A 24121-nucleotide genomic window follows, 5' to 3' on the forward strand; every position below is an offset into this window, starting at 1 on the left:
CCCTGAAGCCCGAGCCAGCCTGGGCGTTTCGGCATCTTCCGGCAGCAAGCGTGATCGCGCAGTCCCGGGGCCGGGCATTGGCCGGGCCCGCCCTGTCGGCATGCGTCCAGGGGCCGGCTGCGCGCGCAGCCGACCCCGATCGCCTTGTCCCGGATGCACTCGAGGGGGGGCTGCGCGGACTTTCTCAGGCGGCGCTTCGCGACATCTCGACCGTGTTGCGCCCGGCGGCCTTGGCGCCGTAAAGCGCCCGGTCGGCCTGATCCATCAGCCCGCGCACCTGCGCGTCGATATCGGGCGCGCCGGACATCAGCCTGCGGCCATCGCCCAGCGCGACGCCCACGCTGATCGTCACCCGGATCTCGCCCGCCCCGCCCGGCAGCGCCACGGGACGGCACTCGATCGCCTGGCGCAGCCGCTCGGCGGCGGTGCAGGCGCGGTCGGTGTCGGTCTCGGGCAGGGCCACCAGGAATTCCTCGCCGCCGATCCGGGCCACCAGATCGACCGCGCGCAGGTTCTCTTTCAGCCGCCGCGCCACCTCGACCAGCACCGCGTCGCCCGAGCCGTGGCCATAGCGGTCGTTGACCAGCTTGAAGCGGTCGATGTCGAGGATCATCAGCGCAAAGCTGCGCCCGGTCTCGGCCGCGCGTTCGGCGATCCGCGCCAGATGGGGCAGCGCGTAGCGGCGGTTGAAAAGCCCGGTCAGCGGGTCGGTCACGGCCAGCCGGAGGCCATCTTCGAGCGTCGCCCGCAGCCGGTCCGACTGGGTCTTGCGACGGATCTGCATCTTGATCCGAAGCGCCAGTTCCTGCGCGTCCATCGGGTCGGCGATCAGGTCGTTGGCGCCCAGATCGAGCGCCATCGCCGCGGTTTCGCGCGCCGATTCCGGCACCACGATCAGGATCGCGGCATCGCGCGATCCGGGATGGGCGCGCAATTCGCTGACCAGCCGCAGCCCGGCGCCCTCGGGCGACAGATCGGCATCGACGACGTAGACATCGGGTCTGGGCGCCCCGGGCACCGGGTTCAGCGCCTCGGCCCGGCTGAGCACCGTCAGGCTGTCCGAGATCTGCGGCACCAGCGCCGCGCGCCAGGCCCGCGCCCGGCGCGGGTCGCTGGCGATCAGCGCGACCAGCCCGGGCGGGATGAAGCCGGGCGCGGCCTCGCCGAAGCCCAGAACCTGATCGGTCCCGTTCCGGAGCGCCAGTTCCTCGGCGGTCTCCCGGGCCCGCAGCAGGCTGCGCACCCGGGCCAGCAGGATCATCTCGTCCAGCGGTTTCGACAGGAACTCGTCGGCCCCGGCCTCCAGCGCGCGCATCTTGGTTTCGGGCGCCCGGCCCGCGGTCACCACGATCAGCGGGATCGAGGCGGTCTCCCGGCCGGATTTCAGCATCCGGCAGAGATCGGTTCCGTCGATGTCGGGCAGCCCCATGTCCAGAAGGATCAGGTCCGGACGTTCGGCGCGCGCCACCTCGAGGGCCGTCCGGCCGTCGCTGGCCTGAAGGACCTGGTAATGAGCGTTGCGAAGACGAACCTTCATCACGATCCGGTTGGTCGCAACGTCATCCACGATCAGTATTCGGCGAGACATTGGCTCTCCACAGCAAAGGCTCTCCGCAGGACTCGCGTTTGGGAACCATTTACTCTGTTTTCGGGGTTCATCTTTGAGACGTATTCGTTAACAAACCCTTTAACCTTCTGCAGAGTGTGATCCCATGCAAGATTTTGCCGAGACTGTGGCGCTTGAGGCGCTGGCCTGGCTGGTCGGCGACGACGATCTGCTGCCGGTTTTCCTTGGGGCAACCGGAGCCAGCGCGGAGGATCTGCGCAGCCGGGCGTCGGAAACCGACTTTCTGGCGTCGGTTCTGGACTTTATCTTGCTGGACGATGGCTGGGTGATGCGATTCTGCGAGTCGGCCGGCCTGCCGGGCGAGGCGGTGCTGAGGGCGCGCGCCGGGCTCCCGGGCGGGGCCGATCCGCACTGGACCTGACGGCAAGGTTTTTTCATTGCTTTTGCGTCCGGAAATGCTTGCGGCCGGGCTTTTGGGCCCGCAGAACGGGCCGGGGCAGACAGGAACCGGCATGGGCAAGATTTCGGCAGTCCTTTTCGACAAGGACGGGACGCTTTTCGATTTCCAGCGCAGCTGGGCGGGCTGGGCTCTGGATCTTCTGACCGAGCTTTCGGACGGCAGTCCGGCGCGCCGCGCGGCGCTGGCCGATGCGCTGGGCTTCGATCTCTGTGCGGCACGGTTCCGGCCCGAAAGCCCCGTGGTCGCGGGCACGACGGACGATGTGGTGCGGCTGATGCTGCCCTATCTGCCGGGCTGGACGGGGCCGGCGCTGGGCGCCTATCTGACCGAGGCTTCGGCCCAGGCGCCGATGGTGCCCGCGGTCGATCTGGGGCCGCTGCTGGCGGGACTGGCGGCGCGCGGCCTGGCGCTTGGGGTCGCGACCAACGATGCCGAGGCCCCGGCGCTGGCCCAGCTCGAGGCGGCGGGCGTGCGCCGGGCCTTCGATTTCGTCGCGGGCTTCGACAGCGGGCACGGCGCCAAGCCCGGGCCGGGGCAGGTGCTGGCCTTCGCCGAGGCGACGGGCCGCCGCCCGGCCGAGGTGCTGATGGTGGGCGACAGTCGCTTCGATCTGGCCGCCGGGCGCGCCGCGGGCGCCTCGACCGCCGCGGTGCTGACCGGCACCGCCTGCGCCGAGGAGCTTTGCGATCTCGCGGGCGTCGTGCTGCCCGATATCGGCGCCTTGCCCGCCTATCTGGACCGGCTTGGGGCCGGGGCCGCCTGAGCCGGCGGGAAGGGTGTCCGGCGGTCTGGCCGGGGGCAGGGGGCGGCGCTATGGTCGCCCGACAGTCTGAACGGAGGCAGCGATGGCAGAAGCGGCAGAGGTCCGGCCGGGGCGGTGGATGCTGGGCGGTCTGGGCGCCCTGGCCGGGCTGGCGGCCTGGGTCCTTTTCGGCGTCCTGCCTCAGCCCATGGCGGCGATGGGCCTCGCGCGGCTGCATCTGTTTCTGGCGGCCTTCGCGACGGCCTTTTTCGGGGCGGGGCTGGCCATGGCCGGAGTGCTGCGGCCGGGACGGGCGCTGGGCGCGGCCGCCGGTCTGGGGTTGCCGCTGGCGGGGCTGCTGACCTGGGCGAGCCTCCGCTTCGATACGGTCGCGGCCCTTTTGGGCGACGATGTCGCGGTGCCCGCTTTCGCGGCGCTGCTGGTGCTGGCGACGCCCTTCGCGATCACGGGGCTGTCGCCCGGGGCGCGCTGGTTCGACTATGCGGCGCTGTTCACCCGGGCCTGGCAGATCGTGGTGCGGATGGCCGCGGCCTGGCTTTTCGTCGGGCTGGTCTGGGGCATCCTGTTTCTGTCGAACGCGCTGTTCGGACTGGTCGGCATCGGGGTCATCGACTGGCTGCTCGATGTCGAGGCGATGCCCTATCTGGTGACCGGACTGACGCTGGGGGTTGCGCTGGCGGTGGTGGGCGAGCGGTCCGATTACGTCTCGCCCGATCTGGTGCTCGGGCTCTTCCGGCTGCTGCTGCCGGTGGTTCTGGCGGTGGTCGCGGTGTTTCTGGCAGCACTTCCGGCGCGGGGGATCGGGCAGCTTTTCGGAGGGCTTTCGGCGGCCTCGATCCTGATGGCGATGGTGTTCGGGGCGGTCACGCTGATCTCGTCGGCCGCCGATGCCGAGGACGGACGGCTGCGCCTTGGCGCGGTGACCGGCTGGAGCGCGCGGCTTTTGGCGCTGCTGCTGCCGTTTCTTGCGGGGCTTGCGGGCGTTGCGGTCGCGCTGCGGCTGCGCCAGTACGGCGCGACGCCGGACCGGCTGCTGGCGGCCGCGCTGGCGGTGCTGGCGATGGGCTATGGGCTTGGCTATGCAGGGGCCGTGCTCGGGGCGCGGGGCTGGACGGCCCGGGTGCGGCGGGTCAACGTGGCCATGGCACTGGCGGCGGCGGCGCTGGCGGCGGCACTTCTGACGCCCGTGTTCGATCCGCAGCGGATTTCGGCCGCCAATCAGCTCGCGCGCTATGACAGCGGCCGGGTGGCCGCCGACCGGCTGGATCTGTGGACGCTGGGCCATGACTGGGGCCGGGCCGGGCGCGCGGCGCTCGACCGGCTGGAAGAGCGGGCCGGGGCCGGGGGGGACCCGAAGCTGGCCGAACAGCTTGCGGCGCTGGACACCGCCGAGACCCGCGCCGATTTCGAGGTGGCGCGGCGCGGCTCGGACATTGCGGCCGACCGGGCCGGTCTGGCCCGGACGCTGCCGGTGCGCCCGGCCGGGGCGGCTCTGCCCCAAGGATTCCTGTCGAGCCTGCGGCCCTGGGAGCTGCAGCAGATCGCCGAGGCCTGCAAGGCGCGCACGCCCCAGGGCAACCCGGCCTGCGTCGCGCTGCTGGCCGATCTTTCCCAGGACCGGCCCGGCGACGAGATCCTCATTCTGGCGCAAAGCCCGGGCGAGGGGCCCTTGCTGCGCGCCTATTTCGCCGATGGCGACAGCTTCTCGATGCGCAGTCCCGATTATGTCGGTGGCGACGATCTTTACCGCGACGCGGCCGCTGCCATCGACGCCCTGCTGGCGGGGCGCTACGACCTGCGGCCGATGCGGCTGAACGCGGTCGAGGTCGAGGGCCGGACCCTGTTTTTCGGTCGTTAAGTCCCGGTGCCGCTGCGGCACTTCGGGTCCGTTTGCCATTTCTTAAGGCGGCGCGCTGAGGATCGCCCAGGCCAATCATCCAGGAGTGGGCCAGTTCGTATGCACGGGCTGATCAATCGCGCTATTCATTTCTTTCTTGCCGACACCTACGGCCGTCAGGTGTGGGGCGAGATTGTGCGCGATGCGGGGCTGGAACGCCATGCCTTCGAGTCGATGCTGAGCTATGACGACAAGACCACCGATGCGCTTCTGATCGCGGCCAGCGCCCGGCTTTGCCTGCCGCGCGCCATGCTGCTGGAAGACCTGGGCACCTATCTCGTGTCGCATCGCGCGCTGGAACCGGTCCGCCGCCTGCTGCGCTTCGGCGGCGAGACATTTCTCGAGTTCCTGTTCTCGCTCGAGGATCTTCCCGACCGCGCCCGGCTGGCGGTGCCCGATCTCGACCTGCCCGAGCTGCGCCTGGCCGAAGACGTCTCGGACGGGTTCAAGCTCGACTGTCGCGGCGGCTGGCCCGAGGCGTTCTATATCCTGCAGGGCCTGTTGCGGGCGATGGCGGACGATTACGGCGCGCTGGTCCTGCTCGACCCGCTGGAAGAGCGGCCCGATGGCGGGCTTCTCGGGGTGCGCCTGCTGGATACCTCCTTCTCGGCCGGGCGCAGTTTCTCGCTGAAAGGGCCGATGGCATGAACCTGCCGCTCGATCCCCGGCCGCGCGACCGTGTGCTGGGCTTGCCCGGGGCCTCGCTCGACCGGCTGATGCCGATGCATGTCTGGATCAGTGCCACCGGCGATGTGGTCCGCACCGGACCGACCCTGCCGCGGCTGGCCGGAGGACCGCTGACCCTGCGGCCCTGGACCGAGGTCGTGACCCTGCGTCGGCCGCGCCCGACGATGCGGCTGGAAGAGCTGTTGCGGATGCAGGGGGTGGCGCTGAAATTCACCTTGAACGCGGCGCCCGAGATCGCGCTGAAGGGGCTGGTGGTGCCCTTGCCCGGCGGGGCGGCGCTGTTGAACCTGTCGCTCGGGATCTCGCTGATCGAGGCGGTCGGGCGGTTCGACCTGACCCTGTCCGATTTCGCACCGACCGACCTGGCGGTCGAGCTCTTGTATCTGAACGAGGCCAAGACCGCCGTCGCGGGCGAATTGCGGCGGCTGGCGCTGCGGCTGAACGGGGCCCGCGTCACCGCCGAGGTGGAGGCCGCGACCGACACGCTGACCGGGCTGGCCAACCGGCGCGCCTTCGACGAGGCGCTGATGCGGCTTTCGGCCAGCGGGCTGCCCTTTGCGCTGCTGCAGCTGGACCTCGATCTGTTCAAGGCGGTCAATGACAGCCATGGCCATGCCGCGGGCGATGCCGTGCTGCGGGCGGTGGCCGCGGTGCTGCGCGGCCATTGCCGCGGCCGCGATGTGGTGGCGCGGGTCGGCGGCGACGAATTCGTGATCCTGATGGTCGATTTCACCGACAGGGCGAAGCTGTCGGACAATGCCGCGCGGCTGATCGCGCGGCTCGAACAGCCGATGCAGGTGCAGGAGACCGAATGCCGGATCTCGGCCAGCATCGGAATCGCGCTGGCGACCCGGCAACGCCATCCCTCGCCCGAGGTTCTGCTGCAGGAAGCCGACATCGCGCTTTACGAATCCAAGCGCCGGGGCCGGGGCCGCGTGACCTTCTACGACGACTGGCTGGAACGGCGCCGGTCGGCCAACGGCGACACCGGCTGACCGGACGGGTCGGACCGGTTCGCGGCGCATGAAAAAACGCCCGGTCCTGCGGCCGGGCGTTTCGTTGTCCTTGGGGCGGGCGAGCCGCTACTTGGCCATCTTGCCCCCGGCGATCTTGCGGATCGCGGTATAGAAGAGCGGCACGAAGAGCACCCCGAGGATGGTCGCGCTGAGCGTCCCGCCCAGAACCCCCGATCCGATGGCGTTGCGCCCGCCCGAGCCCGCGCCCGAACTCAGCACCAGCGGCAGGACGCCGAGGCTGAAGGCCATCGAGGTCATGATGATCGGGCGGAACCGCTGTTGCGCGGCCTGAACGATGGCCTCGAACAGGCTGTCGCCCGCCTCCTGCCGGTCGCGTGCGAATTCCACGATCAGGATGGCGTTCTTGCCGGTCAGGCCGATCACCGTCAGCAGCGCCACCTGGAAGAACACCCCGTTCTCGAAATGCCCGAGCCAGGCCCCCAGCAGCGCCCCCAGAACCCCGATCGGCATGGCCAGCATCACCGCGAAGGGGATCGCCCAGCTTTCGTAAAGCGCGGCGAGGCACAGGAACACCGCCGCCAGCGACAGCGTGTAGAGCAAGGGCGCCTGACTGCCGGATTCGCGCTCTTCGAGCGAGAGCCCGGTCCAGGCGATGGCGAAGCCCGGCGGCAGCTGGCTGGCCAGCCGCTCCATCTCGGCCATGGCCTCGCCGGTGGTCACGCCCGCGGCGGGCGAGCCCTGCAGCTGCATCGAGGGCATGCCGTTATAGCGGTTCAGGCCCTGGGGGCCGAAGTCCCAGCTGGCGGTCGAGATGTTCGAGAAGGGCACCAGCCCGCCCGAGTCGTTGCGCACCCGCCAGAGCTCGATGTCCTCGGGCGTCGCCCGGGCATCGGGCTCGCCCTGCACATAGACCCGCTTGATACGCCCGCGGTCGACGAAATCGTTGACGTATTGCCCTGCCCAGGCGACCGAGAGCAGATTGCCCACATCGGTCGCCGACAGCCCCATCGCACCGGCTGCGCGCCAATCTATGTCCAGATTGAACTGGGCCGCATCCTCCAGCCCATTGGGCCGGATCGATCCGATCAGCGGGCTTTGCGAGGCCATGCCCAGAAGCTGGTTGCGCGCGGCCAGCAATTCCTCGTGGCTCTGGCCGCTGCGGGCCTGCAGGTAGAAGTCGAAGCCCGAAACGTTGCCAAGCTCGATCACCGAGGGCGGCACGATCGGGAACACCATTGCGTCCTGGATCTGGCTGAAGGCGCCGAAGGCACGCCCGGCGATGGCCTGCACGCTTTGCGACGGGTCCTGCCGGTCGTCCCAGTCCTTGAGCTGGACGAAGCCGATCCCCATGTTCTGCCCCCGCCCGGCGAAGGAGAAGCCGACCACCGTGAAGACCGAGTCGACGTTGTCGGTTTCGGCGGTCAGGAAGTAGTTCTGGATCTGCTTGGCAACCTCCTCGGTGCGCTGGGCGCTGGCGCCGGTCGGCCCCTGGACCAGCGTGAAGAGGATGCCCTGATCCTCGTCGGGCAGAAAGCCGGTCGGCGTCCGGAGGAAGAGCAGCGCCATCACCGCGGCCAGCGCGAGATAGACCACCCCCACCCGCAGCGGCCGCCGCACGATCCAGCCCACGGTGGACCCGTAGCCTCCGGCGAGCTTCTCGAAGAAGATGTTGAACCAGCCGAAGGGCCCGCGATGGGTGTGGACCGCATCCTTCGAGCGCAGGATCGAGGCGCAAAGCGCGGGCGTCAGGGTCAGCGCGACCAGCACCGACAGACCCATCGCCGAGACGATGGTCACCGAGAACTGCTGGTAGATGACCCCGGTCGAGCCGCCGAAGAAAGCCATCGGAATGAACACCGCCGACAGCACCAGCGCGATCCCGACCAGCGCCCCGGTGATCTGGCCCATCGACTTGCGCGTGGCCTCGCGCGGCGTCAGGCCCTCTTCCTCGATGATCCGTTCCACGTTCTCGACCACGACGATGGCGTCATCGACCAGAAGCCCGATGGCCAGCACCATGGCCAGCATGGTCAGCGTGTTGATCGAATAGCCGAAGATCGACAGGATGCCGAACGTGCCCAGCAGCACCACCGGCACCGCAAGCGTGGGGATCAGCGTGGCCCGGATGTTCTGCAGGAACAGCAGCATCACCAGGAACACGAGGATGATCGCCTCGAACAGCGTCTTGACCACCTCTTCGATCGAGATCTTCACGAAGGGGGTGGTGTCGAAGGGGATCACATATTCGACGTTTTCGGGAAAGAACTCGGAGAATTCCTCGATCTTCGCCTTGACCCGTTCGGCGGTGTCGAGCGCGTTGGCGCCCGAGGCCAGCCGGATCGCCATGCCCGCCGCCGGTTGGCCGTTGCGGTTGGCGATGGTCGAGTAATCCTCGGCGCCGATCTCGACCCGGGCGACATCCTTCAGTAAAACAAGTCCCCCGTCGGTTTCGGCGCGCAGCACGATCTGCTCGAAATCCTCGGGCGTCGACAGGAGCGACTGCGCGGTGATCGTGGCGTTCAGCTGCTGGCCCTCGGGCGCGGGCAGTTCGCCGAAGGCCCCGGCCGAGATCTGCGCGTTTTCCGCCGAGACCGCCGAGACCACGTCCGCGGGCGTCATGTCATAGGCGGCCAGCTTGGACGGGTCGAGCCAGATCCGCATCGCGTATTGCGCGCCGAAGACCTGGACCTCGCCCACGCCCTGGATCCGGGCGAATTCGTCGACGAGGTTCGATTCCATGTAGTCCGACAGGTCGACCTGTTCGAGCGAGCTGTCCTTCGAGATCAGCGCGACCACCATAAGGAAGCTGGCCGAGGACTTGCGCACGGTCACGCCCTGGCGCTGCACCGTGTCGGGCAGCAGCGCGGTCGCCTGGGACAGCTTGTTCTGGACCTGCACCTGGGCGATGTCGGGGTCGGTTCCGGTCTCGAAGGTCAGCTCGATCGAGGAGGTCCCGGCCGAGGTCGAGGAGGACGAGATGTAGCGCAGCCCGTCGAGGCCGGTCATCTGCTGTTCGATCACCTGGGTCACGGTGTTGGCCACCGTCTCGGCCGAGGCGCCGGGATAGGTGGCCGACACCGTCACGTTCGGCGGCGCGATCTGCGGATATTGCGCGATCGGCAGCGACGAGATCGACAGCAGGCCGATCCCCATGATCAGGATCGCGATGACCCAGGCGAAGACCGGGCGGTCGATGAAGAAACGGGCCATGACTTGGGTTCCCTGCCGATCAGTTGCCTTGGGCCGGCTGGCCACCCTGGCCGTTGCCGCCGGTGCTGTCGCCGCCGCCGGTGGCGTCGTCGCCGTTCGTCTGGGCGCCGCGTTCCTGCGGGGTCACGGGCGCGCCGGGCTGGACCTTCTGCAGCCCCGCGACGATCACCCGGTCGCCATCGGCCACGCCGTCGGTGACGATCCAGTCGGTGCCGCTGTCGCGCAGCACGGTCAGCACACGGGATTCGACCACGTTGTCGGCGGTGACGACCAGCGCGGTCGGACGGCCGCGCGTGTCGCGGCCGACGGCTTCCTGCGGCACCAGGATCGCGTTCGGCACGACGCCCTGGGGCATTTCGGCCTGCACGTACATGCCGGGCAGCAGCAGCCCCTCGGGGTTCGAGAAGTTCATCCTGAGCAGGATCACGCCGGTCTGTTCGTCGACATGGGGTTCGGCCGCGGTCAGCGTGCCCTCATGTTCATAGGTGCTGCCATCGGGCAGGCTGAGCTGGACCGAGACATCGGCATCGGCCAGCGCCTCCTCGGTATGGCCGCGGCGCCAGCGCACCAGTTCGGCCGCAGACATCGTCACGTCTACATAGACCGGGTCGAGCGTGCGGATCACCGCCAGCGGGGTGGACTGACCGGCGGTCACAAGCGAGCCCCGGGTGGTCAGCGACCGGCCGACCGTGCCCGACAGCGGCGCCTTGATCGTGGTCCGTTCCAGATCGATCTGCGCGGTCAGAAGCTGGGCCTCGGCCACCTGCAGCGCGGCCGCCGCCGAGTCGCGCTGGGCGACCGCGTCGTCCACGGTCTGTTCGCTGGCGACACTGCGATTGAGCAGCGCCTCGACCCGCTTGGCGTCCTTCTCGGCGGCCTTCAGATTGGCCTGGGCCTGGGCCACCGAGGCCTTGGCCGCAGCGACCTGCGCCTCGTAGGAAGCCGGGTCGATGGAATAAAGCGCGTCGCCCAGCTCGACCTCGGCGCCTTCCTCGAACAATCGGTCGATGATGATGCCCGCCACCTGCGGGCGAACCTCTGCCACGCCCGAGGCCACCACGCGTCCGGGAAGCCGGGTCCGGAGCGTGACGTCGCTGGCATGCAGCGTCACCACGGTCACGGCCGGCGGCGGGCGGTCGCCGCCGCCTCCGGGTGCCTGCGCCTGTGCCGCGGCGGCGCCGAGCGCCAGGACCACGGCAAGAAGGGGAAAGACGGCCCGGACGGGTCGCGGACAGGATCGCGGCATGGCGGAGCTCCTCTCGGGGCTGGGGAATTCGGTCGGACGGATTTACAAAACCTTCGAGTTTCGGTATTTGCTTCCGCGCATTTCTGCAACATCAAACTGCAATGCGGATATGACAGGAACCTTAATCCGGGGACAGTGGTCTTGAACCGATGCGAAGATGCACCAAAGCGAGGCCGCCCGCTGCAGATGACCGCTCTCGAACGCGAGACGGTGATTCTGGATGCGGCCGAGCGGGTGCTGCTGGAGCAGGGGCTGACCGGCACCACGATGGCCGCGGTGGCGGGCGCCGCCGGCATGTCGAAGCGCACGCTTTATGCGGTCTTCGACGGGCGGACCGCGCTGTTCGCGGGGGTGCTGCGGCGGCTCCGGGTCCGGGTGGTCCGGCCGCTCGATCCGCCGGATCTGGCGCTGCCGCTGCCGGATCGCCTGCGTCGGCTGCTGGGACCGGATCTGGCGCCCGGCATCTGTGCGGCACCGCTGGAGCTTTTGCGCGCGACCCTTGCCGAGGCAACCAGTGACTCCGATCTGGTCGAATTGCTGCTGGAGGAGGGGCCGCGCACCTTCCGCCGCGAGATCCGCAAGGAACTCGACCGCGCCGTCGAGCGCGGCGAGATCCGGCTGAGCGATACCGGGAAGGCGGCCGAACTGCTGCTGGACATGGCGCTGCCCTGCACGCTGGAAGACCTGCTGTGCAAGGGCTGCGGCGTGACCGACGATGTCGACAGCATTCGCGGCCGGATCGATCTTGCGGTCGATGTCTTCCTCTCGGGCGCGGACGGTCGCGTCTGAGCGCGCGGCGCCGGGTTTCTCCTGTCTCTTCCTGTCCTGCCGGTTTGGCGATAGCAATTGGTTAACGATTGCAGGACCCAAGGAGGCAAACGCGATGAAGCATATCCTGGCCATCGATCAGGGCACGACCTCGAGCCGCGCGATCCTGTTCGACACCGATCTTTCGGTCACCGCCACCGCTCAGGAGGAATTCGAGCAGCATTACCCGGCCAGCGGCTGGGTCGAGCACGATGCCGACGACCTCTGGACCTCGACCGCGGGGACCAGCCGCGAGGTGATCGAGCGTGCCGGACTGGGTCCGGAGGATATCGCCGCCATCGGCATCACCAACCAGCGCGAGACGACGCTGGTGTGGGACCGTGCGACCGGCCGCCCGGTGCACAATGCCATCGTCTGGCAGGACCGGCGCACCGCCGATCTGTGCCGGGACCTGCGCGAGCAGGGCTGCGCGACGCAGGTGACCGAGATCACCGGGCTGCTGCTCGACCCTTACTTTTCGGCCACCAAGCTCAAGTGGATCCTCGACACTGTCGAGGGTGCCCGCGCGCGCGCCGAGGCGGGCGAACTGGCCTTCGGCACCGTCGACAGCTGGCTGGTCTGGCGTCTGACCGGGGGCAAGGTGCATGTCACCGACGCCACCAATGCCGCGCGGACGATGCTGTTCGACATCCGCAAGGGCGTCTGGTCCGAGGACATGTGCCGGATGCTCGACATCCCGATGGCGATGCTGCCCGAGGTGCGGGACTGCGCCAGCGATTTCGGCATGACCCGGCCCGATCTTTTCGGCCGCGAGATCCCGATCCTGGGCATCGCGGGCGACCAGCAGGCGGCGACCATCGGTCAGGCCTGCTTCCGGCCCGGCATGCTGAAATCGACCTATGGCACCGGTTGTTTCGCGCTCCTGAACACGGGCGATGCGCCGGTCGCCTCGAAGAACCGCCTGCTGACCACGATCGCCTATCAGATGGACGGCAAGCGCACCTATGCGCTGGAAGGCTCGATCTTCATCGCGGGTGCGGTGGTGCAATGGCTGCGCGACGGGCTGCAGGTGATCCGCTCTGCGGCCGAGACGCAGGGGCTCGCGGAACGGGCCGATCCCGGTCAGGATCTGGTGCTGGTGCCCGCCTTCACGGGGCTTGGCGCGCCCTACTGGAACGCCGACTGCCGGGGCGGGGTCTTCGGGCTGACCCGCAATTCGGGGCCTGCCGAATTCGCCCGGGCCGCGCTGGAATCGGTCGGCTACCAGACCCGCGACCTGCTGGAGGCGATGCGGGCCGACTGGTCGGCCGAGGGCGATACCGCGCTGCGTGTCGATGGCGGCATGAGCGCGTCGGACTGGGCGATGCAGTTCCTGGCCGACATTCTGGGCGCCCCGGTCGACCGGCCGAAGGTGCTGGAGACGACGGCGATGGGGGCGGCCTGGCTCGCGGGCCAGCGCGCGGGGCTTTACCCGGCGATGGCCGAGTTCGGCGAGACCTGGGCGCTGGACCGGAGCTTCACCCCCGCCATGGAGGCCGACGAGCGCGAGGCGCGTTATGGCCGCTGGAAACGCGCGGTCGCGGCCGTTCAGGCGGTCTGAGCGTGACGGGTTTCGACTTCGCCGCGCCGGGGCGCATCGTCTTCGGCCGGGGCCGGGCGGCCGAGGCGGTGCCCGCGCTTCTGGGCTGGGGCCGGCGCATCCTGCTGGTGCGCGGCGGGTCGGTGGCCTTTGCCGACCGGCTCGCGGCCGATCTGGTCGGGGCGGGCGCCACGGTCTGCCAGATCCGCAGCCGGGGCGAGCCCGATCTGCCGGGGCTGGAGGCGGCGCTGGCCGAGGCGCGGGCCTTCGCGCCCGAGGCGGTGGTGGCCGTCGGCGGCGGTGCGGTCATCGATCTGGGCAAGGCGCTGGCGGCACTGGTGCCCTCGGACCGGCCGGTGATCGACCATCTAGAGGTGGTGGGTGCCGGTCTGCCGCTGCCGCGCGCGCCCTTGCCGTTCGCCGCGTTGCCCAGCACCGCCGGAACCGGGGCCGAGGCCACGCGCAACGCGGTCATCGGGGTGCCTGCGGCGGGCCGCAAGGTCAGCCTGCGCGATATCCGCATGCTGCCCCGTTTGGCGCTGGTCGACCCGGCCCTGACCGACGGCTGCCCGCGGGCGGTGACGCTGGCCTCGGGGCTCGATGCCATCGTGCAGGTGATCGAGCCCTATCTTTCCTGCCGCGCGACGCCCCTGACCGATGCGCTGTGCGCAGCCGCGATCCCCGAGGGGCTGGCGGCGCTGCCGCGGCTGATGGCGGCCGAGGACCCGGCGGCGCGGGAGGCGATGGCGCGGGTCAGCCTCACCGGCGGGCTGGCGCTGGCCAATGCCGGGCTCGGTGCGGTGCACGGGCTTGCGGGCGTGATCGGCGGGCGGACCGGGGCGGCCCATGGCGCGATCTGCGGCCGCTTGCTGGTGCCGGTCTTGCGCGCCAACCGCGCGGCGCTGGCCGGGGCAGGGGGGGACCTCGCCCGGATCGAGCGGGTCCTGGACTGGATCGGCGCGGCCTTCGGCGGGCAGGGCGCGGAGGCGCTGGACCGGTTCGCGGACTGGATCGCGGCCTCGGGCCTGCCGCCCTTGCCAGAGATGGACCGCGCGGCGGTGGCGACCGAGGCGCTGGGCTCGTCCTCGATGAAGGGCAATCCGGTGCCACTTTCGGCGGCGACGCTGGCCGCGGTGCTGGCCGAGGCCTGAGCGGGTCCGGGGCGGCCGGGGCAAGCCGGTCTGTTCGGGCCGGTCTGTTCGGTCCGGTTGCGTCTGGCCGATTGGTCCGGGGCGACTGGTGCGGGGCGGTCGGGTCTGGCCGGTCCGCCAATCTGTCGCCCGGGCAGTCTTGCGAACAGGACGTCCGGCGAACGACACGTCCGGTGATCAGGGGGTCGACTGATCAGGCGGTCTGGCGCGTCTGATCGAGCGCGTAGGCCACCAGATCGGCCTCACTCAGCGGGCGGGCGAACAGGTAGCCCTGCAGCACGTTGCAGCCGATGCCGCGCAGGATGTCGGCATGGGCCTGGGTCTCGACCCCTTCGGCGACGGTGCCGATGCCCAGCGTCTCGGCGATCTCGACGATGGCGCGCACCAGGTTGCGGGCCTGCGGGTCGCGCGCGGCGGGCGAGACGATCCGCCGGTCGATCTTCAGCGCCGAAGGGCGGATCTGCATCACCCCGATGATCGAGGCATGGCCCGAGCCGAAATCGTCGATCTCGATGTCGATCCCGGCCTCGCGGATCTTGTCGAGATGGAAGCGGAAGGCGTCGCTTTCCTCTTCGACGAGGATCGATTCCAGCAATTCGAAGGTCACCCGCGTGTCGGTGGCGGCGATGTCGAGCGCGCCCGAGACCAGATCGGGGTCATGCATCCGCCCGGAACTGACGTTGAAGCTGATCTTGGGCACCCGGAGCCCCTGCGCCTGCCAGCGATCGAGCGCGCCGCGCGCCTTCTGCATCATGATGCGGTCGATCTCGGGCACGATCCTCAGCTGTTCGGCCACATGCATGAAATCGTCGGGGGCCAGCAGTCCCTTTTCCGGATGGCGCCAGCGCAGCAGCGTCTCGACGCCCACCAGCCGCCCGTCCTCGGCCGACACCTGGGGCTGGAAGAAGGGCACGAACTCGTCGTGCTCGAGCCCCTCCTGGATCTCGGCCGCAAGGCGCCGGTCGTTCAGGATCGACTGGTGCAGGTCGGAGGTGAAGAATTCCATCCGGTTCCGGCCCGCCTCCTTGGCGCGGTACAGCGCGGCATCGGCGAACAGCGACAGCTCGGCCCCGGTCTCGCGCAGATCCTCGGTATGGGCGATGCCGAAGCTCGCGCCGAAGCGGCAATGCCGCCCGCCATACATCAGGGGTGCGGCCAGCCGCGCCTGGATGCGTTCGACGGCGTTGCGCGCCTGGGCGGGCGTGACCCCGGCCCCGAGCAGGATCGAGAATTCGTCGCCGCCGATCCGCGCGGCGAAATCCATGGGTCGCAGCGCCGAGTGCAGCACCTCGGCCACACGGATCAGCACCTCGTCGCCCGCCTCGTGGCCCAGGGTGTCGTTGACATACTTGAAATGGTCCAGATCCATGCGGATCAGCACCCCGTCGCACGGGCCACGGCCTTCGGCGGCGGCGCGCAGGCGGGCGGCGAGCCGCTGGTCGTAGGCGCGGCGGTTGGGCAGGCCGGTCAGCCCGTCATGCATCGCCTGATGCTCGTTCTCGCGGCGCATCCTGTCGGCCAGCAGATGCGCCGATTTCAGTTCGTTCTCGCGCTGCACGTCACGGGTCACGTCGAGCAGAAGACCGGTGAAGCAGACCGACCCGTCGGGTTCGCGCCGCGGCGTGGCCGAGCCCGACAGCCAGCGCTGGCCGTTCCGGGCCGTCCGGATCCGGAACCGGCGACGCCAGGCGGTCAGCCGCCGGGCGCTTTCGTGGATGCTGGCGATGAAGGCGGGGCGGTCCTCGGGGTCGATCTGCTCGAAGGCCATCGTCCTGGCGTGGCCGGCCCGGGTCACCGGCGTATCGACCAGCTCGTCGAACTGGCCGCTGGTATACAGGAACTCGCTGCGCCCGTCGGGCAGCAGGCGGTATTCGAAGATCCCGCCGGGGGTGTTGTCGGCGATGGAACGCAGCCGCTCATGGGCGTCGCGCACCGCGCGGGCGGCATCGGCAGCGCGGTTTTCGGCCTCCATGTTGTCGGTGACGTCCATCAGGTTGCCGAACCAGCTTTCGGTGCCCTCGGGTGCCCGGAAGCGCACCGCCGAAACCAGGATCCAGCGCATGCCGCGCTGGGGATGGAGCAGCCGGAACCGGTCTTCGAACCGGCTTTCGTCCCTGTCGGCATCCTGCGAGCGGCGCCGGTTTCGGATGCGGTCGCGGTCCTCGGGATGGATGCGGGCATAGATGCATTCGCCATCGGCGGAGATTTCGGCCCGGGTCACGCCCATCAGATCGGGCAGGCGGGCGCTGAAATAGGGAAACCAGATCCGCCCGTCCGGCCCCTGCCGCCGTTCGTAAAGCGCGCCCGGCAGGTTGTCGGCCAGGGTCTGCAGCAGCGCCCCGGCCTGGCGCGCGCTGGCGGCGGCCTCGGCCAGCATGCGCTCGCGCTCCTTGGTCTCGTCGATCAGGATCATCGCGCCCGCGATCAGATCGGCCAGCCCGCGGGCCGAGCGGTCGATCTTGCGCGCCACCGACCGGTACCAGTGATAGCTGCCGTCGCCATGGCGCTTGCGGTGATCGTGAACCAGCGTGTCGGTCCGCCCCGCCAGCATGTCGTCGAACGCCGCCACGGCGCCCGGGCGGTCCTCGGGATGGACCAGCGCATGCCAGTTCTCGACGGTCGAGGCAAAGGCCCAGGGCGCGTAGTTCAGAAGCCGGTAGGTTTCGGCCGGGGCCCAGCCGGTCTGTTCGGCCGGGCAGACCGCCCAATGGCCGATCCCGCCCGACCGGGCCGAGGTGCGCAGCATCTCCTCACGTTCCCAGGCGGCATTGCGCGAGGCCTCGGCCTCGGCCAGCGCCTCGGCCAGACGCTGTTCGTTGCGTTTGCGTGCGGTGATGTCCTTGAGGCTGCCGCAGATCACCGGCGGGCGGCCCGGACCCGCGGTGCGCACCGGGCGCGCGCTCGATTCGCACCAGATCCACGAGCCGTCGCGGTGGCGGACCCGGAAATCGGCCTGATAGCTCTGGCGTCGCCCGGCGATCAGGTCGTCGATCCCGGCGGTGGCGGCGGCGCGGTCCTCGGGATGCACGAGGCTCAGAAAGCTGTCCTGCGCGTCGGCGAGGTCGCTGCGCTCGAGACCGAGGATGCGGTAGAAGTGGTCGCTGCGGGTTTCCAGCCGGGTCTCGGGGTCAAGCATCCAGGGGCCGATGCCGCCGCTTTCGGTCGCGGCCCGGTGCAGCGCCACGGTGCGCTGCAGCATCCCGCGCGCGGATTCGGTTTCGGCCAGCGCCTCGGCCAGATCGGCCGCCGCGGCCTTGTGCGCGGTGATGTCGATCAGGCTGCCGCAGACCATGGCGGGCACGCCCGGATCCTCGGCCCGGTAGGTCTTGGCGGTCACCTCGACCCATTTCCACGACGTGTCGCGGCAGCGCAGCCGGTAGCGCAGGCGGATCTGAGGTACGCTCCCGCTGACGAGGTCGTCGAAGGCGGCGATTGCCGCATCGAGATCGGCGGGGTGGATGCGGGCGCGCACCCAGGCCGAGTCGAGCGCGAAGGCCCCGGGCTCGAAGCCGAGCATCCGGTAATAGGGGTCGCTGGCCCACATCTGCCGCCGTTCGAGATCGAAATAGAACTGGCCGACCCCGGCGGTTTCGGCGGCGATCTGAAGGATGCGGGCGTGCCGCTCGGGGGAGATGCCCTCGCCGGTCGCCGGGCGCGGCGGCCGCGCGTCCGTCAGCGTGGGCAGGGCCGGGCCGTCGGTCTCAAGCAGGATGGCCTCGATCCCGCCGGTGGCGTTCGGCACCGGGCGCAGGCAACAGTCGAAGACCCGTTCGGTGCCGTCGGCCGCCCGGAACCCGAAGCGCGCCCGCAGCCGTTCGGTGCCGGGCCGCTGCAGCGCCCTGCAGGCTTCGGAGAAGCGTGCCGCATCCTTCGCGCTGAGCAGCCCGTCCAGCAGCCCGTCATCCGGGACCGCGTCGAGCGGCCGGTGCGGCAGGCCAAGCGCCCGCGCCATCGCCGGGTTCCCCGCCAGAACACGCCCGTCCGGAACGAGCAGGAGCGCAGGGGTTGCGGCATTTCCAAACAACCGGTGAAACGAGTTACTGGTCGAATCCATACGCCGTTCCGGAATCCGGGCCTCGGGTGGCCTCGGATACGGTCTACGAAGCGAACCCCTAACAAGACCCTTAACGGTCCCGCTTCGGTCGCATTCGAAACGTTTTTCGGTCGGCTTCGGGGGGGGGCGCTCCGCAGCCCGGGGAGTCCTCGATATGGGGGTAGCCAGGGCGCTGGAGGGGCGGACAGCCAGCCGTTGCGGCCCGGAACGGGTCCGGGACCGTCGATATCGGCACGGCGGCGACAGGACGCCCGTATGGCCCCGATCCGGTCGGCCCGCGCCAGAAAAAACGTCAGCCTGCGACCGCGGCCGGGCTCTCGGCAGAGATCCACAGACGGGCTGCCACGGTCAGCACCGCGATCGTTCCGGTCAGCGAGAGGGTTGCCAGCGCCATCAGCCAGGACTGCGTCAGCACAAGGGCCAGACCCGCGCAGGCATACCCGACGGCCATTCCGACCAAGACCAGACCCAGCATTCCCGTTTCCCATTCATCTGCCGCAATGGGCTCAGAGAAGGCGGGACTCGGGGCGAAATTAGGGCAGGGGCGCGGCGTTTTCGGTGCGGTCCTGCCCCGGTCAGACCGAGACGGCGCGGATCAGGCGGTCCTTTGCCAGCTCGGCCTTGGAGCCCGACAGCGTGACCGCGCCGCGTTCCATCACGTAGAACCGGTCGGCGAGGGCATAGGCGAATTCGAAATACTGTTCGACCAGCACGATGGCCATCCGGCCCTGGTCGCGCAAATAGTCGATCACCCGGCCGATCTGCTGGATGATGTTGGGCTGGATGCCCTCGGTCGGTTCGTCCAGCAACAGAAGCTTGGGCTTGGTGATCATCGCCCGGGCGATGGCCAGTTGCTGTTGCTGGCCGCCCGACAGATCGCCGCCGCGCCGGTGCGCCATGTCCCTGAGCACCGGGAAGAGTTCATAGATCTCGTCCGGCACGACGCGGTCGGGGCGGGGCAGGCAAGCGAATCCGGTTTCCAGATTCTCGCGCACGGTCAGCAGCGGAAAGATCATCCGCCCCTGCGGCACGTAGCCCACGCCGCGATGGGCCATGCCCTGGGCCGGGACCCGGCCGACGGCGGCGCCGTCCAGCTCGATCTCGCCGCCCGAGCGGGGGTGGGTGCCCGAAATCGCCTTGAGCAGGCTGGTCTTGCCCACGCCATTGGTGCCCATGACGCAGGTCACCTCGCCCGCGCGGGCCTCGATATCGACGCCGTGCAGGATCTGCGAGCCGCCGTAATGCAGGGTCAGGCCGGTTGTTTTCAGCATCGCTCAGCGCCCCAGATAGACATCGATCACCTGCCGGTTCTTCGTGACATGGTCGAGACTGCCCTCGGCTAGCACCGATCCCTCGTGCAGCACCGTCACCTTGCAGTCGAGCCGCCGCACGAATTCCATGTCATGTTCGACGACCACCACGGCACGGGTCTTCGCGGCCTCCTTCAGAAGGTCGGTGGTGTGCTCGCGCTCGGCCAGGGTCATGCCGGCGGCGGGCTCGTCGACCAGCAGCAGGCGCGGCTCCTGCGCCAGCAGCATGCCGATTTCCAGCCATTGCTTCTGGCCGTGGCTCAGCTCGCCCGACTTGCGGTAAAGCTGGTCGCCAAGGCCGATCTCGTCGGCCAGTTCGGCCACCCGGGCGCGGTCCTCGGCGCTCTGGCGATAGGCCAGCACCTTCCAGGGCGCGCGGTCCTTCTTCAGCGCCATCAGCAGGTTGTCGAAAACCGACTGGTCCTCGAACACGGTGGGGCGCTGGAACTTGCGGCCCACGCCCTCGCGCGCGATCTGGCTTTCGCTCATCTTCAGGAGCGAGACCGAGCGTTCGCCCCAGAGCACCCGGCCGCTATCGGGGCGGGTCTTGCCGGTGACGATGTCCATGAAGGTGGTCTTGCCAGCGCCGTTCGGCCCGATGATGGCACGCAGCTCTGCAGGACCGATCTCGAACGAGAGGTTGTTGATGGCGCGGAACCCGTCGAAGGTGACCGAGACGCCCGAGACCTCGAGAAGGGCTGTCATTGATCGGCCTCCTTCTCGCGGAACGACCCGGTATCGGGGCCGAGATCGGCGCCATGGCGCGCGGGCGCGCGGCGGCCCGAGATCAGGTCGAAAAGCCCGCCGATGCCCTTCGGCGCGAACAGCGTGACCAGAACGAAGCCGAGCCCCAGCAGCACCTGCCACCAGTCGACCCATTTGATCGTGTAGATCCCCAGCGGCAGGTCGGGCACCTGTCCGCCGGTGAACCAGGTCGACAGAAGCGACACGACGCCCGCGCCGATCACGGCGCCATAAAGCCGCCCGCGCCCGCCGATGGCGACCCAGACCGCCAGATAGATCGAGGCGATGGGCGCCATTTCGGCAGGGTTGATGATGCCCGCCTGGGGATAGTAGAGCGCGCCCGCGATGCCCGCGATCACCGCCGTCAGGGTGAAGACGAAGAGCTTGTAGGCCTCGACCGAATAGCCGAGGAACCGCACCCGGGCCTCGTCGTCGCGGATGCCCCGGATCACCGAGCCGAACTTGCCCGACACCACGAAGGCCGCGATCACGTAGCCCAGCGCCAGCGCGGCGGCCGAGCCCCAGAAGAACCAGATCGACAGCAGCGATTGCGGCACGTCCGCGGCGCCGGGGATGTTCTGCAGCCCCGACAACCCGTTATTGCCCCGCAGCCCGCTGTCGTTCTGGAACAGATACAGCGACAGGGCCAGCGTCATCGCCTGGGTCAGGATCGACAGATAGACGCCGGTCACGCGGCTTCGGAAGGCGAGCCAGCCGAAGACCAGCGCCAGAAGGCCCGGCACCAGCACCACAAGGGCCAGTTGCAACGGCAGCGAATGGGAGAAGGCCCAGATCGCCGGGAAGTCCGACCCGCCGACCACGCCGAAGATCTGGGTGCCGATGGCGTCGCGGATTTCCTGCGGCGTCGGCGGGATCTCGGCCTGGGCCAGCGAGGCCGCGACGATGGTCTCGGTCCGGGCATACATCAGCCACATGCCGATCATGTAGCCGCCAAGCCCGAAGAAGGCGAAATGGCCCAGCGACAGGATGCCGGTATAGCCCCAGACCAGATCCATCGCGATGGCGATCAGGCACAGGCACAGCGTCTTGCCCAGCGTCTTGACGAAGCTGGTCGAGATCAGGCCCAGGCCGACGCCCTCGCCAAGGACCGTGACGGCGGCCACGAAAAGCGCAAGCACGCCGAGGAAGATCAGCACCGAAGGGTTTCGGGCAAACAGGCTGTCTTTCACGGGCATGCCTCCTGCGGCGCGAGGATCTTGGTGTAATAGGCGCTGTGCGGGTCGATCCGGTAGGCGCCGAACGGCTCGCAGGGCTCGAAACCCTGCCGTTCGTAAAGCGCGCGGGCCGCCGCGAAGGGCTCGGTCGCGCCGGTTTCCAGCCAGAGCGCGCGATAGCCCCGGCGGCTGGCCTCGGTCTGGATCGCTGCCAGCAGCGCCGCGCCGACCCCTTGCCCACGGTGGGCGGCGGCGGTGTGCATCGACTTGATCTCGCCCGCCGCGGGCGACAGCGCCTTCAGCGCGCCGATGCCGGCAAGATCGGGGCCGTCCCAGGCGGCCCAGACCGCCACCTCGGGCACGTCGAGCGCCGCGACCGGGAGGAAGTGACAGCTTTCGGGCGGGCTCGTGGATTCGCAAAAGGCGGCATGGGTGGCCAGAAGGCTGCGGATCGCCGGATCGGACAGGTCTGCCAGAGCGATGCGAAGGGCCATGGTGTCAGTCTCCTGCCGCGCGGCCCCGCAGCGCGATGATGCCCCGCGGCCGGACCTGGATGAAGAGGATGATGAAGAGGATCATGTAGGTCTGGGCCGCGAGCGTGTTGCTGGGGTTCAGCCACTCGATGCCCTTTTGCAGGAAGCCGATCAGCGTGGCGCCCAGCAGGGTGCCCCAGATATTACCGACGCCGCCCACCACGACGGTCATGAAGCTTTGCACGATGTAGTCCTGCCCCAGTTCCGAGGTGACCTTGGCATAAAGCCCGATCGCCACGCCCGCGACGCCCGCGATGCCCGACCCCAGCCCGAAGGTCAGCATGTTGATGCGGTCGGGATTGATCCCCATCGAGGCCGCCATGCGCGGGTTCTGGGTCACTGCACGCACCTCGAGCCCCAGCCGGGTCCTGCGCATGATGAAGACGAAGAGCGCGAGGAACAGAAGCGCCAGCACGAAGATCGCGATCCGGATATAGCTGATCGAGACCACGTCGTTGAGTTGCAGCGCGCCGTCGAGCCAGGAGGGCGAGGTCAGCGGCCGGGCCTGGGTGCCGAAGATGTTCTTGGCCAGCTGCTGCAGCGCGATCGAGATGCCGAAGGTCGCCAGCAGCGTCTCAAGCGGCCGGTTGTAGAGCCAGCGGATCACCAGCCGTTCCATCGCGACCCCGGCCGCGAAAGTGACGGCGAAGGCCAGCGGCAGCGCGATCAGGATCGAGACCGTGTAGTTCGGCACGATCTGCTGGACGACATAGCCGGTATAGGCGCCCATCATGATGAATTCGCCATGGGCCATGTTGATGACCCCCATCACCCCGAAGGTGATGGCCAGCCCGATGGCGGCAAGGAAGTAGATCGAGGCCAGCGACAGCGCGTCGAGCGACAGATCCGCCGCCTGGTTCACCCCCACCTTGAAGGCGATGGCGTCCAGCGCGTCCTCGGCGGCCGCGGTGACCGACGGGTCGGGTTCGGCATAGCGGTCGTAGAAGCTGTGGGCGTCAAGGGCCGCCTGCACCTCTTCGGCGGTGGCGGTGGGCGGCACGAGGCCCTGCGCGGCAAGGGCCGCATAGGCGCGGTCGCGGGCCTCGTCGCTGTTCAACTCGGCCAGGGGCGTGCCCGCGACCGCGCCGTTCTCGACATGGGTCGCCAGTGCGTTGCGCTTGTCGGCGGGGCTGATGCGGGGGCGGGCCAGACCGGCCGCGACCAGCAGGCGGTAGGCCTCGGCCTCGGGCAGGGCGTCGCTGCCGGGGGTCAGGCGGCGGGCGACGTTCTCGCCCTCGGGCGGCGCGCCGGGGGCGACCGCGCGGGTGGTGGCGACCAGCGGGTTCAGCGCGGCGCGCACGTCGACGCCCAGATCGCCCGCGAAGCTGTCGATGGCGGCGATCCGGTCGGCCGCGTCGGGGGCGTAGGCGATGGTCAGCAGCCGTTCGAGCCGCTGTTTGCGGGCCTTGAGCCCCGGGTCGGTCTCGGTCGCGATGGCGCCGCGCAGCGCCTCCAGATGGTCGGGTTCGGCATCGCGCGCGATGGCATCGAGCGCCGCCGCGCGCCGGGCCGGGTCGGGGTCGGACAGCTGGAACTGCACCAGCGCCGCGCCGATCAGCCCGCGGACGCCGCTGTTGGGTTTGAGCTGGTCGACCTCGTCCCGCGCTACCTCGCCCGCCGCCTCGCCGGTCGCGATGTCGATCAGTCGAAGAGTGCCGCCGCCCGCAGGGTCGGCGAAAAAGAACAGCCCGTCGGACTTGCGCTGGTAAAGCGCCTTGTCCTGCCATTTCTCCAGCACGCTCTGGGCGGCGGGCAGGCCGCTGTCGCGCAGCGCCGCGATGGCGGGTCCTATGGTCTTGCGCGAGCTTTTCTCGATAAGCTCGCGGTTTTCCTGAAGAATGCTCTGGATCTGGCTGGTCTGGTCCTGGGCGGCATCGACCGGGCCCGACTGCGCCAGCGCGGGCCCCGCGGCCAGACCCGCGAAAACCACCGTGACCACCACAAGGCAGGCGTAAAGGACGGAGAATAGGCGCATGGGGGACCCTGCTCGGAAAGGAAGG

General features: G+C 69.4%; 18 protein-coding genes. 8 read left to right on the plus strand and 10 right to left on the minus strand.

Annotated elements, in window-relative coordinates:
* Nucleotides 1–184 precede the first annotated feature (184 nt).
* The gene (locus tag C8N38_RS05815) at nucleotides 185–1588 is read right to left on the minus strand and encodes a diguanylate cyclase (protein WP_108024833.1); all 1404 of its coding nucleotides are present in this window, start codon (nucleotides 1586–1588) and stop codon (nucleotides 185–187) included.
* Nucleotides 1589–1712: 124 nt separating this feature from the next.
* Here C8N38_RS05815 and C8N38_RS05820 point away from each other — a divergent pair, with 124 nt between their 5' ends.
* From C8N38_RS05820 to C8N38_RS05840, 5 genes are all read left to right on the plus strand, one after another.
* Nucleotides 1713–1988 (plus strand): DUF3572 domain-containing protein, encoded by a 276-nt coding sequence (locus C8N38_RS05820; RefSeq protein WP_108024835.1) that lies wholly within the window; start codon nucleotides 1713–1715, stop codon nucleotides 1986–1988.
* A 91-nt stretch (nucleotides 1989–2079) separates the two neighbouring features.
* A complete protein-coding gene (locus C8N38_RS05825) occupies nucleotides 2080–2790 on the plus strand; it encodes an HAD family hydrolase (protein WP_108024837.1) in 711 nt (236 codons plus the stop codon).
* Nucleotides 2791–2872: 82 nt separating this feature from the next.
* Nucleotides 2873–4648 (plus strand): DUF4153 domain-containing protein, encoded by a 1776-nt coding sequence (locus C8N38_RS05830; protein WP_108024839.1) that lies wholly within the window; start codon nucleotides 2873–2875, stop codon nucleotides 4646–4648.
* Between the two features lie 99 nt (nucleotides 4649–4747).
* Complete coding sequence (locus C8N38_RS05835; protein ID WP_075785528.1) at nucleotides 4748–5335, plus strand: heme NO-binding domain-containing protein; 588 nt, start codon at nucleotides 4748–4750, stop codon at nucleotides 5333–5335.
* Nucleotides 5332–6369 (plus strand): GGDEF domain-containing protein, encoded by a 1038-nt coding sequence (locus C8N38_RS05840; RefSeq protein WP_108024841.1) that lies wholly within the window; start codon nucleotides 5332–5334, stop codon nucleotides 6367–6369. The genes C8N38_RS05835 and C8N38_RS05840 overlap by 4 nt, the downstream gene beginning before the upstream one ends.
* An 87-nt stretch (nucleotides 6370–6456) precedes the next feature.
* On the opposite strand, the gene C8N38_RS05845 is transcribed toward C8N38_RS05840, so the two are convergent.
* Both C8N38_RS05845 and C8N38_RS05850 read right to left on the minus strand, forming a co-directional pair.
* Nucleotides 6457–9561, minus strand: a complete 3105-nt coding sequence (locus tag C8N38_RS05845) for an efflux RND transporter permease subunit (RefSeq protein WP_108024843.1) — start codon at nucleotides 9559–9561, stop codon at nucleotides 6457–6459.
* Between the two features lie 19 nt (nucleotides 9562–9580).
* Complete coding sequence (locus C8N38_RS05850; RefSeq protein ID WP_108024845.1) at nucleotides 9581–10807, minus strand: efflux RND transporter periplasmic adaptor subunit; 1227 nt, start codon at nucleotides 10805–10807, stop codon at nucleotides 9581–9583.
* Between the two features lie 186 nt (nucleotides 10808–10993).
* On the opposite strand from C8N38_RS05850, the gene C8N38_RS05855 reads away from it, so the two are divergent.
* From C8N38_RS05855 to C8N38_RS05865, 3 genes are all read left to right on the plus strand, one after another.
* Complete coding sequence (locus C8N38_RS05855; RefSeq protein ID WP_108024847.1) at nucleotides 10994–11596, plus strand: TetR family transcriptional regulator; 603 nt, start codon at nucleotides 10994–10996, stop codon at nucleotides 11594–11596.
* A 94-nt stretch (nucleotides 11597–11690) separates the two neighbouring features.
* Nucleotides 11691–13175 (plus strand): glycerol kinase GlpK, encoded by a 1485-nt coding sequence (gene glpK / locus C8N38_RS05860; protein ID WP_108024849.1) that lies wholly within the window; start codon nucleotides 11691–11693, stop codon nucleotides 13173–13175.
* Between the two features lie 2 nt (nucleotides 13176–13177).
* Complete coding sequence (locus C8N38_RS05865) at nucleotides 13178–14305, plus strand: iron-containing alcohol dehydrogenase (protein ID WP_108024851.1); 1128 nt, start codon at nucleotides 13178–13180, stop codon at nucleotides 14303–14305.
* A gap of 193 nt (nucleotides 14306–14498) precedes the next feature.
* Here the strand turns inward: C8N38_RS05865 and C8N38_RS05870 are convergent, their stop codons facing one another.
* From C8N38_RS05870 to urtB, 7 genes are all read right to left on the minus strand, one after another.
* A complete protein-coding gene (locus C8N38_RS05870; protein ID WP_158272308.1) occupies nucleotides 14499–18257 on the minus strand; it encodes a sensor domain-containing protein in 3759 nt (1252 codons plus the stop codon).
* 394 nt (nucleotides 18258–18651) lie between these two features.
* Entirely contained in the window at nucleotides 18652–18834 is a 183-nt protein-coding gene (locus tag C8N38_RS05875; protein WP_108024854.1) for a hypothetical protein, read from the minus strand.
* 100 nt (nucleotides 18835–18934) lie between these two features.
* Entirely contained in the window at nucleotides 18935–19630 is a 696-nt protein-coding gene (gene urtE, locus C8N38_RS05880) for an urea ABC transporter ATP-binding subunit UrtE (RefSeq protein ID WP_108024856.1), read from the minus strand.
* Nucleotides 19631–19633: 3 nt separating this feature from the next.
* Nucleotides 19634–20374 carry an urea ABC transporter ATP-binding protein UrtD gene (gene urtD / locus C8N38_RS05885; protein ID WP_108024858.1) on the minus strand — a complete coding sequence of 247 codons (741 nt, stop codon included), beginning with the start codon at nucleotides 20372–20374 and terminating at the stop codon, nucleotides 19634–19636.
* A complete protein-coding gene (urtC, locus tag C8N38_RS05890) occupies nucleotides 20371–21603 on the minus strand; it encodes an urea ABC transporter permease subunit UrtC (protein WP_108025092.1) in 1233 nt (410 codons plus the stop codon). Before urtC ends, urtD begins: the two co-directional genes overlap by 4 nt.
* A complete protein-coding gene (locus C8N38_RS05895) occupies nucleotides 21600–22082 on the minus strand; it encodes a GNAT family N-acetyltransferase (RefSeq protein WP_108024860.1) in 483 nt (160 codons plus the stop codon). Before C8N38_RS05895 ends, urtC begins: the two co-directional genes overlap by 4 nt.
* Before the next feature lie 4 nt (nucleotides 22083–22086).
* Complete coding sequence (gene urtB, locus C8N38_RS05900) at nucleotides 22087–24096, minus strand: urea ABC transporter permease subunit UrtB (protein ID WP_108024862.1); 2010 nt, start codon at nucleotides 24094–24096, stop codon at nucleotides 22087–22089.
* Between the last annotated feature and the right edge of the window lie 25 nt (nucleotides 24097–24121).

Origin of the sequence: Rhodovulum kholense, assembly GCF_003053725.1 — a bacterium.
Classification (GTDB): domain Bacteria; phylum Pseudomonadota; class Alphaproteobacteria; order Rhodobacterales; family Rhodobacteraceae; genus Rhodovulum; species Rhodovulum kholense.